Source organism: Mesorhizobium sp. M7A.F.Ca.MR.245.00.0.0, assembly GCF_003997415.1.
In the GTDB taxonomy this organism is placed as follows: Bacteria; Pseudomonadota; Alphaproteobacteria; order Rhizobiales; family Rhizobiaceae; genus Mesorhizobium.
This window is the reverse complement of sequence record NZ_RZTE01000012.1, coordinates 76,287-89,826: the sequence shown is the minus strand read 5'-3', so window position 1 is coordinate 89,826 and position 13,540 is coordinate 76,287. Positions and strand designations below refer to the sequence as shown.

The window sequence follows — 13,540 nt, the reverse complement described above, 5'->3', positions numbered from 1 at the left end:
TTAGAGGATTGGCTTTCCCTTCCGTTCAGGCCTTCGATGCCTTGTCGAGGAACAGCTGCGACATGGCGGTCGGCTGTACGCCGGCCACGCCCTTCGCCGTCGCCGTCAGATAGTCGTAGAAATAGCCGAAGATGACAGGCGTTTCCTCGAGCAGCAGCTTCTGGATCTTGCCGGCGTCGGCCTTCTGCGCCTCGAGATCGAGGGCCGCGATGTAGCTGGTCGCCAGCGCGTCATAGTCCTTGTTCTTGAAGTGTGCCGCGTTCCAGGTGCCTTCACTCTTCAGCGGTGCCGCGAGATAGACATTCGGCACGCCGCGGTGACCATAGTCGGTGATGCCCATCACCGAATCCAGCCAGTTCGACTTGCCGAACACCGCGTCTCCGTAATAGCCGCTTTGGTCGAGGATGTTGAGGTCGAGTTGGACGCCGATCTCCTTGACCCAGTTTTGGATGAGCTGGGCGTATTCAGGGATTTCCAGGTAGCGTTCGGTGGTCAGGGTTATCTTGAAGCCCTGGCCAAGGCCGGCTGCTTCCATGAGCTGCTTGGCCTGGGTGATATCCTGCTTGCGTTGCGGCACGCTCGTATCGGTCGAAGGGTAGACGGCGGCGAACGGGCTGTCATTGCCCAGAGCGGAGCGTCCCTTCATCAGGCCGGCGGCCAGCTTGTCGCGATCGAGGCAGAGCGCAATGGCACGGCGCACGCGCGCATCCTTCAACGGGCCCTCGTCGCAGCGCATGTGCAGTTGCTGATGGGCCGACGACTTCAGGCTGATGATGTCGATGTTCGGATCGTTGAGCAGAGCGACACCGGCCAACACCGGCATCTGGTTGATGATGTCGACCTGTCCGCCCTGCAGCGCCAGGATCTGCGGCTGCATGTCGGTGAAGAAGGTGAATTCGGTGCGCTCGGGCAATGCCTTCGGCCCCCAATAGTCCTCATTGCGGACGAAGGATGCGCCGACCTTTGCCGTGTATTTCTCGATCCTGAAAGGCCCGGTGCCGTCGAAGCTCTTTTCGTAGTCGCCCTTGTAGCTCGCCGGGATGATGACGGCGTTGTAGTTGTCGGACGACAGCATGTAGGGGAAATTGCCGTTCGGCGCATCGAGGTGGAATTCCACCGTGTAGTCGTCGACCTTCTTGGAGGCCCCCTTCTGCAGGATGCCGGTGAACACCGACAGCGCATTGGACGAGTTGGCCGGGTCGGCAAGGCGGTCGATGCTGGCCACGACGTCGTCGGCCTTCATCTCGCCGCCGCTGTGGAATTTTACGCCCTTGCGCAGCTTGAAGGTCCAAACAGTGCCATTGTCGTTCGGCTTCCAGCTTTCGGCCAGCGCCGGCTGCAGCACGAGGTCGGGGCCGTCGACGCACAGGAATTCCGCAACCTGCTGCATGACCAGCAGGCCGCCGGCGTCCGCAATGGTGACTGGGTCGATCGTTGCTGCCGGCACGCTGCTGGCGACACGGATGGTGGCGCCGGGTGCGCCCTGGGCGCGTGCCAGCGTCGGCATGCCGCCAAGGCCGGCTACCATGCCGATGCGGCCCAGCAGCGGCAGCGACAGACCGAGCAGGCTGCCGTGCCGGACGAAGTCGCGGCGGCTGACACGACCGTCGACGAGGCCGTCGATCAGGTGATTTTCAAGCGGCGTGCGATTGCGCCGGATCAGGTCGAGAATGGTGTAGTTCTTGCTCATGGGTTTTTACCCTTTCCCCTATTTCTTATGGTTGACGAAATCTCGTGGATTGCTCCATTTTTCGGCCGCCAGAGAGGTCTGTCGACCGAAACCTTAGCATGCGGTTTTGTCCGGTCCATCCAGTCGTGGCGTGGACGCGCCGGCTTCCTGGCTGCACTGCTCCATCGTCTTGTCCAACCTTCCTGACCGAAGTCGCGCGGTTGGCTTCTCGTCTCTTGGCCGCTGTCTGGCCGGCTGCCGCCGTCTAGTTCAGCGGCAAACGGCGATAGGTTCCGGGCTTTGCCGGGTCATGATACTTGTTGCACGGTCCTTTCTCGGTAAAGTCTCTGTGACAGGCAGCGAGGTTCTCGCGCGACAAGGTGACGCCGAGACCGGGACCTTCCGGAACGCGCACGAAATTGTTCCTTGGCGAAAACGGCCCTTCCTCGGTGACATCCATCGGCAGCATGCGAAACAGCGACTGGTTCGGCTCCCTGATCCAACCAAGTGCCGCGCACAGGTGCAGATAGGCGGCACTGCCGATGCCGCTGTCGCCGCTGTAGCACCAGAAATCGATGCCGGCGTGCTCGCAGGCGCCGACGAAGCGCAGCAGCCGGCTTATGCCGCCATGCGTTGTCGGGTTGCCGACGAAGGCGTCCGGCACCTTGGTTTCCATGGCGCGCGCAATGTCGATGTTGTGGGTCGAAAACGGGATCGAGCAATGGCGCCGCAATTCGCGCATCTCCTCGATCGTCGCCACCGGATCCTCCCAGTTGCGCACGCCGAGGTCTTCCAGCGGCCGCGCTAGGCGACGCGCGGTGCTGAGCGAATAGGCCTGGTTGGAATCGATGCGGATCATGGCATCGTCGCCGAGTTTACGGCGGATCAGCTCGACCATTTTTAACGAGATTTTCGGATCATCGGTCGAGAACTTGCCTTCGAAGAAGGTCGTTCCGTGCGTCTCGTGCAATTCGACGCAATAATCGGCGACTTCTTCCGGCGTCGTCTCGCCCTTCACCTTTGGCCCATCACCGCGCAGCGAAAAATAGTCGGTGAACGGGATGTCCTTGCGCACGGCGCCGCCAAGCAACTGGTAGAGCGGCTGGTTCCACGCCTTGCCGCGCAGGTCCCACAACGCCATCTCGATGGCGCCGAAGGCCATGATGCGGGTGCGGTCGTTGATCGACTGCACGCCGGTCCAAAAGGGCAGGCAGACATGCTCGGCGCCGGCGATGTCGAAGGCATCGCGGCCGACCAGCCGTGGCGCCAGGACATCGTTGATAATCGCGGCCGCCGCTGGCGTCGGCGCTTCGCCGAGGCCAATCAAGCCATCCTCCGTCTCGATCTCGACAATGGTCGGCGAAAAGCCGTCGAGTTCGCCGAACACCCAGGCATAGGGCGCCTCGAGGCGCAAATTGATCGGCGTGGCTTTGATGCTGCGGATCTTCATCTCAGCGGCCGACCTCGAAGAAAGGCTTGCCCAGCAGGTCGGGAACGACGTCGATGCCGAGGCCCGGTCCGTCCGGAATGCCCATGCGGCTGCCGGTGACCGGCGGCATGTTCGACGCCGTGCGCACCGTCACCCATTCATGGAAGGCGATGGCATGCAGCCGGCGCTCTTCCGGCGTCGACAACGACAGATGCGCCATGGCCGCGGTGTCGATCTCGGCGCCGCCCGTGTCCTCGACCGTGATCATGAAGCCGAGGTCGACAGCAACGTCGCGGATCTGGCGCGTCTTCGTCACCCCGCCAAGGCGCGAGATCTTCAGGGTCAGCCCGTCGGCCGCACCCAGGCGATGAATTTCCAGCATCGCCTCGAGCGAGGTGACGGATTCGTCGAGCACCATCGGCTTGTCGAGCATGCGGCGCACCGACATGTTTTCATCGATCGTGGTGCAGGGCTGCTCGAACGTGTAGTCGATGCTGCGCGTCGCGTCGGCGAACTGGCGAGCCTGATAGGGCGTCCAGCCGGCATTGGCGTCGCAGAAGATGACAGTGCCTTTCGGCACTGAGGCGGCGACCGCGGTGACACGTTCGATGTCGTCATGCACATTGCCGCCGACCTTGACCTGTAGCCGGTGGAAGCCGTCCTTGACGATGCGCTTGGCCAGCGCGGCCATGGCGTCGACGCTGCCGTGCGTGACGACCTTGTAGAGTTCTGCGGTGTCGCTTTCCTTGCCGCCGCGCAGCGTGACCAGCGGCACGTCGGCGGCGCGCCCCGCCAGATCCCAGCAGGCCATGTCGAGCGCCGACTTGATGTAGGGATGACCCTTGAACACCGTGTCCAGCAGCCGGCCGATGCTGGCTAGTCCGCGCGGATCATGGCCGATCAGATGCGGCGCGATCTCGACCACGCCGGCGCGAACGCCGGCCGGGAAGGCGGCCGAGTAAAAATTGCCGAGCGGCGCCATCTCGCCCCAGCCGGTGATGCCGCTGTCTGATGCAATGGACACGATCACCGCGTCGAAAGCGTCGGCCTCGCGCCCCTTCGACATGCGGTATGGCCCGTCCACGAAGGGCTGCACGACATGGTAGGCCTTGATGGTCTCGATCTGCACGTGTCTTGTCCGCTGTCTGTGGTGTTGGGAACGGGTCAGGCGCCCCTCGACGGGCGTTGTTCGAGGCCGCGCGCGTAGGCAAGCAACTCCTCGAAATCGAGATCGATGTGCTCCCTGGCATGGCGCTGGGCTGCACGCATGTCCTTGCCCTTCAGCAACCGCACATAGGTTTCGTGAACGTCTTCGGCCGGCACCGGCTCATTGCGGGCATGCTGGTGGAGCGCAAAATACATCTGCAGCCGGCTGGTCAGCCGCTGCCAGGTTTCCAGCAGCACCGAATTGTCGGCCCATTCGTAGATCAGGCCATGCAGTTGCAGCGCGGTTTCGATTTGGCGTGTCGTGTCCAACGCACGGGTCGCCTGCTTCACGGCTTCGTGACGCCGGTCGAGCTCGTCGAAGAAGCGCTGGTCGCGCAGCGGCCACGCCCGCTCGATGGCCAGCTCGTCCATCACCTTGTTGAACGAATAGGCATCGTCGATGTCCTTGGCTGTGACCTCGATGACGAAGGTGCCGGCATAGGGGATGCTGGTCAGGATGCCTTCCTGGACAAGTTCGCGCATTGCCTCGCGCAACGGCGCGCGGCTGACCCGCATCTGTTCGGAAATCCGCAGCTCGTTGAGCTTCTGGCCGGGTGCGAGCTGCCCGGTCAGGATCGCGCGCCGCAACAGCGCGACGATCTCGGCGCGTCGCGTCGTGTCCGCAATCGGACTGAAATCCGCTTTCGCCATTCGGCCACTCCCAGGGAAATCGAAAGCAAGACAAGCAGATTGTCGACAATCTAACAAGAGGTCATCTTCGGATTCTTGGGGACCGTTGGCATGTCGGCCTTTCGGTCTCAGGCGGCACGGCCGTAGAAGCCGACGCGCTCCTCGGCGCTGAACATCACGCCGGGCTTCTCATAGTAGGAAAACACCGCGATCATGCGCTCGCGCTCGCCTTCGACCGTGGTGACGCGATGCGCGGTGTTCTTGCCGCGGAAGACATTCAGCGTGCCGGGCTTCATGCGCAGGATCTTTGCATCGGGATCGCGCCCCTCCAGCAGCCTTGCGACTCCGTCATAGTTGGGATTGTAGTCAGATCGCAGATCGGTGCGGTATTCGAGGTCGCCGCCACGCTCCGCTGCCTGCAACAACAGCGTCGTCGTGAATTCGGAACGATCGAAATGCCAGTTCAAAGCCTCGCCGGCGCGATAGGCCATGACATTGGTTCGCGCCAACGGATCCTGCATGACATGCAGCCTGGTCTTGCCCATCGTCGCTGCCAGGAAGCGCAGTAGCGGTTCGTATTCGTAGATGGCGAGCACGACACTGCCAGGAATCTGGTCGGCACAGACGGTGTGGCTGATGGTCTCCACCTTGCGCAGCGCCGGATGGTCGGGTGCAAGCTCGGGAATGTCGGGCTTGAAGTAGATGTTGTGCATCCGCTTGTGCACATGCGAGCGCGCGGCCATCACCGGCTGGATTTCGCGCACGGCTTGTTCCGCCACGCCGGGGCGCAAAAACCCTTCCAGATTGAACATGCCGTCGGCTTCGAGCGCGGCGACGGATTGTTCGACAAGGCGCTGCCATTCGGCGCTGCCTTCGCGGTCGAGCGGATAGCGATCGAGATCGAGGATGTCTTTCATCGTCATGGCTCCGAAGGTTTCGAGCCTATGAGACGGCAAAAAAATCTTTCTCTCAACGCCGAAAATAGTTAGGATTGGCTAAGAAAAACTTACGGAATCGATGTGGAACGGCTACCTCCGTTGAATGCGATCAAGGCTTTCGAGGTTGCGGCGCGTGCCGGCAGCTTCACTCTGGCCGCCTCTGAACTCGGTGTGTCCTCTGCAGCGGTCAGCCAGCAGATACGCAATCTTGAGAACTGGTTCGGCAAGCAATTGTTCGTGCGCAGCGGCAATCGCATCGCGCTCACCGACGCCGGCCACGCCATCTATCCACAGACGGCGAAGGCGCTAGGAGACATCGCCGCCATAGGCCAGCGCATGCTGGAGGGCGGGATGCGGACGCGCCTGGTCGTCAGCGTGCCGTTCTCGCTGGCCGAACTGTGGCTGGCGCCGAGGCTGGCGGTACTTCTCGATGCCTTTCCGCAGATGGCGATCGACGTTCGGGTCGAGGACGATCCGGTCGACCTGATGCGCCAGAACATCGACCTGCGCATCAGCTATGGCGATTATCACTATCCCGGATTGAAACTCGTCCGTCTCGTTCATGACGACGTCCTGCCGGTCTGTGCGCCGGAATTCTGGCACCGGCACGGCAATGGCGATCCCAGTCTGGCGGATTTGCACGAGAGCCAGTTCATCCACACCAATTGGGGGCCGAACTATGCCTCGCACCCGACCTGGGCTGACTGGTTTGCGGCCTCCGGCGGCAGCCGCTCACCCGACCCGTCGCACGGGCGGCGCGTCGGTCTGTCCAGCCTTGCGATCGCCTCGGCAAGGCTGGGCCTGGGCATCGCGCTTGGCCAGCGGGTCATGGCGCGCGCCGATCTGGAGGCCGGTCGGCTGATTGCGCTCTCCTCCGTCTCGGTGCGCCTCGGGCATCCCTACTGTGCATTCATGCCGGCGTCCAAGGCCGACCGCGCCGATGTTGCCGGTCTGGTGGAACTGCTCAGTCGAGCGGCGCCCGCGACCTGTGGGAAGGTCGGGGCGCCGCGCTGAAGCCGGGTCCTGACGGGGGTGTTCAGGTGGCCGGCTTTTCCGGTATCGGCGATACAGGCGCTCCGGGTCCGATCTTCTGCAGATTGCCCGTGATCACCTGGTCGCCCTCGGCGACGCCGCTGAGGATGGCGACCTGACCGCCGCTCGTCGGTCCGAGCGAAACCAGCCGCTGGTCGACCGTGTTGTCCTTGCCGACGACATAGAGATATTTGCCGAGCTGGCTCGAGCCCAGCGCCGTCTGCGGCACCATCAGCGCGTCGGCCTGCTCTCTCACATGCAGCCGGACACGAACATATTGGCCGGGCAGCAGCGTGAACTTGCCGTTACCGATCGTTGCGCGCGCCGTGATCGTGCCGGTCGAGCGGTCGACCGAATTGTCGATGAAGGTAAGCTCGCCCTTCTGGCTGGCCTCGGTCTGGCCGGGGAGCAGCACCTCCACTTCGATCGGGCCGTTCGCACGGGCTTGCTCGATCTCGGCCAGATCCGTCTCGCTCGGGTTGAAGGTGACGTAGATCGGATCGAGTTGCACCAGCGTGTTGAGCACGGTGCCGGCAACGCTGACCAGCGTTCCGACCGAAGCCTGGTTGCGGCCGAGACGCCCGCCAAACGGCGCCCGGATTTCGGCGTAGCTCAGATTGAGCTCCGCCGTGCGGACCGCCGCTTGGTTGACCGCCAGCGACGCCTGTGCCTCGCGCAAGGTGCTGGTGCGCTGGTCGAAGCCGTCCTTGGCGAGGTAGCCGCTCTTGGCGAGCTCGGTGCCGCGACCGAGGTTGGAGCGGGCATAGTCGAGCGTCGCCGTATCGCGCTGCACTTGCGCCTTGGCCTGGTCGAGAGCCGCCTGGAAGTCGTCAGGCGAGATCTTGTAGAGAAGATCGCCTTGCCGGACGTCGACGCCGTCGGCTGCGGTCTGCTCCTGCAGATAGCCCGGAATCCTGGCCTGCAAGGTGATGCTGCGGATCGGTTCCGTCCGCGCGGCATAGTCCAGGTAGATCGGGATCGTCTTCTTGACGACACTGACCACCGGCACCGGCATGACGAATGCCGCCGGAGCAGGCGTCGCCGCGGCCGTGCCGGCATTGAGGCTGAGGTTGCCCATGTCGAGCAGGTGGACGCTGGCCACCGAGATCGCTCCCAGTGCGACGGCCGTTCCCAACGCGATTTTCCATTTACGCATGATCAGTCTCCAATCTTATTCGGCCGCTTCCGCCAGGGGGCGCAAGGCGGGCTCAGTCGTTGGTTCATTGTCTTGAGAGGCGGGCTCGTCATTGCCGCGGCGTTCGCGCAGCTGCTCGATGACCGCGTAGAACACCGGCACGAACACCAGCGACAGGATGGTCGCCGCGACCATGCCGCCGAACACGGTGGTGCCGATCGACTGCCGGCTTGCCGCACCGGCGCCGGTCGCAAACATCAGCGGCAGCACGCCGAGGATGAAGGCGAAGGCCGTCATCAGGATCGGCCGCAGCCTGAGCCGGGCCGCCTCCATCGCCGCGTCGACGATGCTGAGGCCTTCTTCGCGCCGTCGCCTTGCGAACTCGACGATCAGGATCGCGTTCTTGGCCGCCAGGCCGATCAGCATGACGAAGCCTATCTGCGAGTAAACGTCGATCTGCATGCCACGCAGCAACAGGGCCACGAAGGCGCCGAACAGGGCCAGTGGCACCGCCAACAGCACCATGAACGGCATCGCCCAGCTCTCATACTGCATCGCCAGGATCAGGAAGACGAAGACGATGGCGAGGCCGAAGACGACGGACGCGATCGATCCTGCCTTGAGCTCCTGGAAGGTGATGCCGGTCCATTCGAAACCGAAATCCCTTGGCAGCGCAATGGCGGCGGCCCGTTCCATCGCGGCAACCGCCTGGCCCGAGGAAAAGCCGGGTGCGGCACCGCCATTGATCGAGGCCGAGGCATTGTTGTTGTAATGCGGCACGGTCTCCGGGCCGACGAAGGGCACGAGTTTGCCCAGCGTCGAGAGCGGCACCATGCCGCCGGAGGCATTGCGCACATAGAGCCGCGAAATGTCGGCGGCACCCGCACGTGCATCCTTGTCGGCCTGAATGGTCACCCGGAAGGTGCGGCCGAACAGGTTGAAGTCGTTGACGTAGAGCGAGCCGAGATAGATTTGCAGCGTGTTGAAGACATCGGGCAGATTGAGGCCGAGCAGTTTGGCCTTGCTGCGGTCGAGGTCGTAGTTGAACTGCGGCGTCGAGGTCGAGAATGGCGAGAACAGCTGCTGCGGGTTGATTTCGGGCTGCTTGCGCGCCTCGGCGATCACGGCTTGCGTCGCATCGTTGAGGGCTGAACTGCCGCGGCCGGTCAGATCCTCGACGACGAATTCGAAGCCGCCTGTGGTGCCGATACCCGGGATAGAAGGCGGATCGAAGCTCAGCGCGAAAGCTTCCGGAATCTGCATCAGCTTGCCGCGCACATCGGCGACGAGCTTCGATGCACTCTGGTCGGGACCGCGCTCCTCCCACGGCTTCAGGATGGCGAATTCGACCGCCGAATTCGACTGCGCCGCACTGGTCAGGAAATTCAGGCCGCTGATCGAGCCGACAATCTCGACGCCGGGCGTCGCCTGCAGGATGTCGCGCGCCTTCTGCGCCACCGCGTCGGTGCGTTCCAGCGACGCGCCGTCGGGCAACTGGATGACGACGAAGAAATAGCCCTGGTCCTCGACCGGAAGGAAGGTCGAGGGCAGGCGCTGCCAGACGAAGTAGGTGGCGACCAGGCCGGCCGCGAACAGGCCGAGCATGATCCAGCGCAAGCGGATGAGAATGCGTACGCCATTGGCATAGGCGTGCGATAGCCTGTCGAAGCCGGTGTTGAACCAGCGGAACGGGGCGAACTGCGTCTCGCCGCGATGCCGCAGGAAGGCCGCGCTGAGCGCGGGACTGAGCGTCAGCGAGTTAAAGGCCGAGATGCCGACGGAAATCGCCACCGTCAGCGCGAACTGGTTGTAGAGCTTGCCGGAGACGCCGGGAATGAAGGCGACCGGCACGAACACCGCCATCAGCACCGCGGTGGTGGCGATGATCGGTCCGGTGACCTCGCGCATGGCGGCCTTGGTCGCCGCAAGCGGCTTGAGTCCGGCCTCCAGCTGTCGTTCGACATTCTCAACCACGACGATGGCGTCGTCGACGACGAGGCCGATCGCCAGCACCATGCCGAGCAGGGAGAGCATGTTGAGCGAGAAGCCGAGCATCTCCATGACGACCAGCGTCGCCACCAGCGACACCGGAATGGCGATGGTCGGGATGATCGTCGTGCGCCAGCTTTGCAGGAAGAGGAACACCACGGCGACGACCAGCACCAGCGCTTCGCCGAGCGTGATCAGCACGTCATGCATCGACGCCGAGACGAAGCGCGTCGTGTCGTAGTGCATTGCATAGGACACGCCCTTCGGGAAGCGGCCCGACAGCTCCTGCATCTTGTCCTTGACGCGCTGCTGCAGATCGAGCGCGTTGGAGCCGGGCATCTGGTAGACGGCGAGCACCACGGTCGGGTCCTTGCCGAAGAAGGCCGACGACGAATATTGCAGTGCACCGAGCTCGATGCGGGCGACGTCGCGCAGCCTGACCAGCGAGCCGGTGTCGGTGTTGGCGCGCACGACGATGTCGCCGAATTCCTTTGGATCGCTCAACCGGCCGACGGCGTTGACCTGCATCTCGAAGGCGGTGCCGGCGGGTGCCGGCGATTGGCCGATCTTGCCGGCCGCCACCTGGACATTCTGCTCGGCGATGGCGTTCTGCACATCGACCGCGGTGATGCCGAGATTGGCGAGCTTGTCAGGATCGAGCCAGACGCGCATCGAATAGCGCCGCTCGCCGAAGATCTGCACATCGCCGACGCCGGGCAGGCGCTTCAGCGGATCGACCACCTGCAGATAGGCAAGGTTGCTCAGCGCCACCGGATCGACCGAACTGTCGGGCGAAGTCAGGTTGACGATGAGGACGAAGTTCGGGTTCTGCTTCTTGATCGTCACGCCGCCCTGGTTGACGATCGCCGGCAGCGACGAGGCGGCCTGCGAGACGCGGTTCTGCACGTCGACGGCGGCGGTGCTCAGCGAATAGCCGACATCGAAGGTGATGGTGATGGTCGAGGAGCCGTCATTGGAGCTCGTCGACGACATGTAGGTCATCCCCTGCACGCCGTTGATCTGCTGCTCCAGCGGCGTTGTCACCGTATCGGCCACCACTTGCGCGCTGGCGCCTGGATAGTGGGCGCTGACCACGACCTGCGGCGGTGTGATGTCGGGAAACTGCGAGACGGGCAGCAGGAAATAACAAATCGACCCGGCGAGCACCATGATGATGGCGATCGCCGAGGCGAAGATCGGACGGTGGATGAAAAAGTTTACCACGAGACGCAAGCCTCCCCGGCTGCTCTTGCCCGCCCGAAGGCGCTGGCGACGCTGGACAGTCTTTGACCGCGCTTGTCACCGAGGTCGTCCCGCGAATGCAGCAACGGCACCTCGTTGCGCTGCGCGTCGGCAAGCGAGCGCAGCATCGTCTCGAAGGCGCGCGGGTCGACGCCATCGGCTCTCATGACCAGCCGGATCATCGGATCCCGGACGGCTTCATCTATGGTAAGATCGCGGCGCTGTGGCATTGGCCGGCTCCTTGTCTGTCGATTCGCAGCACGTGCTCGCGAACCGTTTTCATCTTTTCACCGGCCGAGGCCGCATGATTGGCAGTTTCTTGTCCCTCTCGTCGGCAGGGCCAGTTCACGGCCTTGTTATTGACGGTGGACGATATAGGTGTTACCAGTAAGTAACATTCTGGAAGTTACAGACCGGTAACACCCTAGTCAAGAGGTGGCCGAGGGTTTTTTGGAAACGAAAGGAGATCATGATGACAGACGGCATCGTGGAGCGCTCTCGTCCCCGGGATCGGATCCTGGAGACGGCACGCGACATGTTCCACAAGCATGGCATCAAGGGTGTCGGCGTCGACGCCATCACCGAAGCTGCCGGCACGAACAAGATGACGCTCTATCGTCACTTCGAATCCAAGGACGAACTGATCGTCGAATGCCTGCGCGCCAATGCGGCCAAGGCGGGCGCTATGTGGGATGCGTTCGAGGCCGAATTTCCTGGTGACAAGCTTGCCCAGCTGCATGCCTGGGTTCGCAAGGCGGCTGCCATGCTCAATGCGGACGGGCGCGGCTGCGACATGGCCAACGCCGCCGCTGAGCTGACCGAGCCGGACCATCCGGCCAGGCTGGTGATCAAGGAGCTCAAGGAAGCCCAGCGCGAGCGCCTTGTGACGCTATGTCGGGATGCGGGCATCGGCCAGGCTGAACTGCTCGCCGATACGCTGTCGCTTCTGCTCGAGGGCGCGCGGGTTAGCGTGCAGACCGTGGGGTCGGAAGGTCCGAGCACGCAGTTCGTGCGCATGGCTGAAGGATTGATCGTTTCTTTCCGGGGCGCCGCCGCGGGTTGAGGTGACCTGTCGCCTGTCCATGTGCGCCATTCATCGCGTGATGACTGGGCGCGCTTCGGTGTCGCTGTGCCGCCGTCCCTGTCGGCCAAACGAAAAAAGCCCGCTGCCGGGAGGAGGTGGCAGCGGGCTCGATTTTCGAATGTGGCGCGGGAGGAGGTGCACCCCATTCAGCGTCGGCATCGCATCTGGGAGGAGTAGATGGCCGACAACCAGAACCTACGAGTTGCCCAACGATTCGGCAACAAAGAAACTTGCATAGCTGCTGTGCAGATTTGCGGCAGCTACCCCGACTTGTCGTAAATAGCGGAGATCTGTGCAAAACATCGAGATGGAAAACTTCTGCCGATGCCGCCCTGCTGCTCAAGCTCCGGCTTCCATGACCTGCAAAATTCTCGCGGCCGCCATTTTCGCCTCACCCCGCTCGGACTTGATCACAGGCGCGTTTGATACAACCCCCTCCAGCGTTGCCAGTGCACGCTCCGCGGCCCGCCGGGCCGACACGGTGTTCGCCAGCAATTCGAGGAGACCAAGGCCCGGCGACAATGTCTGCGGCTGCCACCGCGCGCCGGCCTTATATTGGCTTATGACGACAAGGCCGACAGGCAGTGGTTCCACGCCAACGTGTCCTCCCAGGTCCTCCACTGCTACATTATGTTGGCGTGCCGTCGGACTGGCGCGCATCGAGAGTGGCTTGGCGAACGGATGGACACGGCCGGTTTCGTCAAGGACCGCGAACTCGTCCGAATAATAACTGGCCCCGGCCTTGACGAGTGCTGCGACCAGGCTGGATTTGCCGCTTTGCGTCTTGCCGGGAATGAGGATTGCACGGCCTTTCCAACCAACGACGCCGGCATGGACGAAGATGCGCGTCGGCGCGAATTCGGCGACCGACAGCTGGCTCCATGATTCAAACGCATCGAGCACGTCGTCCACCCTGTGCGAGCGGGCAGCCTGCGAATGGTCGAGATAGAGCATATTGAAAGCACGAATCCGCGATCCGGGCCTGGTGCCCCCGAGGATCATTGAAAAGTACCGTTCGACGACATCGGCATCGGACGGCTCGGCGTCGCGCGGCAGCCGGGATCGTAACATTGGCAGCAAGGCCGGATCGCTGACGCGCACGCCGAGAGTGACGCCGTAGCTGGTGAAGGCAAAGCCGTCGATCCACGTCAATTTGTTGAGATTGTCCCAGCACGGCGTCAGCGCC

The 13,540-nt window shown here is 63.2% G+C and carries 11 protein-coding genes; 2 read left to right on the top strand and 9 right to left on the bottom strand.

What is annotated here, in order from left to right:
• Positions 1-25: 25 nt before the first annotated feature.
• The 5 genes from EOB80_RS15235 to EOB80_RS15215 form a co-directional block, all read right to left on the bottom strand.
• Positions 26-1,690 (bottom strand): ABC transporter substrate-binding protein, encoded by a 1,665-nt coding sequence (locus tag EOB80_RS15235; RefSeq protein WP_127328473.1) that lies wholly within the window; start codon positions 1,688-1,690, stop codon positions 26-28.
• Positions 1,691-1,934: 244 nt separating this feature from the next.
• Positions 1,935-3,119 carry a mandelate racemase/muconate lactonizing enzyme family protein gene (locus EOB80_RS15230; RefSeq protein ID WP_127328472.1) on the bottom strand — a complete coding sequence of 395 codons (1,185 nt, stop codon included), beginning with the start codon at positions 3,117-3,119 and terminating at the stop codon, positions 1,935-1,937.
• Between the two features lies 1 nt (position 3,120).
• The gene (locus EOB80_RS15225) at positions 3,121-4,227 is read right to left on the bottom strand and encodes a mandelate racemase/muconate lactonizing enzyme family protein (protein ID WP_127328471.1); all 1,107 of its coding nucleotides are present in this window, start codon (positions 4,225-4,227) and stop codon (positions 3,121-3,123) included.
• Between the two features lie 35 nt (positions 4,228-4,262).
• Positions 4,263-4,955 (bottom strand): GntR family transcriptional regulator, encoded by a 693-nt coding sequence (locus EOB80_RS15220; RefSeq protein WP_023808713.1) that lies wholly within the window; start codon positions 4,953-4,955, stop codon positions 4,263-4,265.
• A 107-nt stretch (positions 4,956-5,062) separates the two neighbouring features.
• Entirely contained in the window at positions 5,063-5,851 is a 789-nt protein-coding gene (locus tag EOB80_RS15215; protein WP_127328470.1) for a 2OG-Fe(II) oxygenase, read from the bottom strand.
• A 102-nt stretch (positions 5,852-5,953) separates the two neighbouring features.
• Here EOB80_RS15215 and EOB80_RS15210 point away from each other — a divergent pair, with 102 nt between their 5' ends.
• On the top strand, positions 5,954-6,886 hold the full coding sequence (locus tag EOB80_RS15210; protein WP_127328469.1) for a LysR substrate-binding domain-containing protein: 933 nt from the start codon (positions 5,954-5,956) through the stop codon (positions 6,884-6,886).
• A 22-nt stretch (positions 6,887-6,908) separates the two neighbouring features.
• On the opposite strand, the gene EOB80_RS15205 is transcribed toward EOB80_RS15210, so the two are convergent.
• From EOB80_RS15205 to EOB80_RS15195, 3 genes are read right to left on the bottom strand one after another with little or no spacing between them, the layout of a single operon-like run.
• Complete coding sequence (locus EOB80_RS15205; RefSeq protein ID WP_127268585.1) at positions 6,909-8,060, bottom strand: efflux RND transporter periplasmic adaptor subunit; 1,152 nt, start codon at positions 8,058-8,060, stop codon at positions 6,909-6,911.
• Positions 8,061-8,075: 15 nt separating this feature from the next.
• Positions 8,076-11,252: a multidrug efflux RND transporter permease subunit gene (locus EOB80_RS15200; protein ID WP_127270244.1), complete on the bottom strand. Its 3,177-nt coding sequence runs from the start codon at positions 11,250-11,252 to the stop codon at positions 8,076-8,078.
• Complete coding sequence (locus EOB80_RS15195) at positions 11,246-11,500, bottom strand: hypothetical protein (protein WP_127270242.1); 255 nt, start codon at positions 11,498-11,500, stop codon at positions 11,246-11,248. The genes EOB80_RS15200 and EOB80_RS15195 overlap by 7 nt, the downstream gene beginning before the upstream one ends.
• A 242-nt stretch (positions 11,501-11,742) precedes the next feature.
• Here EOB80_RS15195 and EOB80_RS15190 point away from each other — a divergent pair, with 242 nt between their 5' ends.
• The gene (locus EOB80_RS15190; RefSeq protein ID WP_127320309.1) at positions 11,743-12,333 is read left to right on the top strand and encodes a TetR/AcrR family transcriptional regulator; all 591 of its coding nucleotides are present in this window, start codon (positions 11,743-11,745) and stop codon (positions 12,331-12,333) included.
• 360 nt (positions 12,334-12,693) lie between these two features.
• Here the strand turns inward: EOB80_RS15190 and EOB80_RS15180 are convergent, their stop codons facing one another.
• Complete coding sequence (locus tag EOB80_RS15180) at positions 12,694-13,506, bottom strand: hypothetical protein (RefSeq protein WP_206516812.1); 813 nt, start codon at positions 13,504-13,506, stop codon at positions 12,694-12,696.
• Positions 13,507-13,540 lie beyond the last annotated feature (34 nt).

Excerpts from the sequence above, each read along its gene's own strand:
- EOB80_RS15235 (WP_127328473.1), bottom strand. The coding sequence starts at position 1,690 with ATGAGCAAGAACTACACCATTCTCGACCTGATCCGGCGCAATCGCACG.
- EOB80_RS15230 (WP_127328472.1), bottom strand. The coding sequence starts at position 3,119 with ATGAAGATCCGCAGCATCAAAGCCACGCCGATCAATTTGCGCCTCGAG.
- EOB80_RS15220 (WP_023808713.1), bottom strand. The coding sequence starts at position 4,955 with ATGGCGAAAGCGGATTTCAGTCCGATTGCGGACACGACGCGACGCGCC.
- EOB80_RS15215 (WP_127328470.1), bottom strand. The coding sequence starts at position 5,851 with ATGAAAGACATCCTCGATCTCGATCGCTATCCGCTCGACCGCGAAGGC.
- EOB80_RS15205 (WP_127268585.1), bottom strand. The coding sequence starts at position 8,060 with ATGCGTAAATGGAAAATCGCGTTGGGAACGGCCGTCGCACTGGGAGCG.
- EOB80_RS15195 (WP_127270242.1), bottom strand. The coding sequence starts at position 11,500 with ATGCCACAGCGCCGCGATCTTACCATAGATGAAGCCGTCCGGGATCCG.
- EOB80_RS15190 (WP_127320309.1), top strand. The coding sequence starts at position 11,743 with ATGACAGACGGCATCGTGGAGCGCTCTCGTCCCCGGGATCGGATCCTG.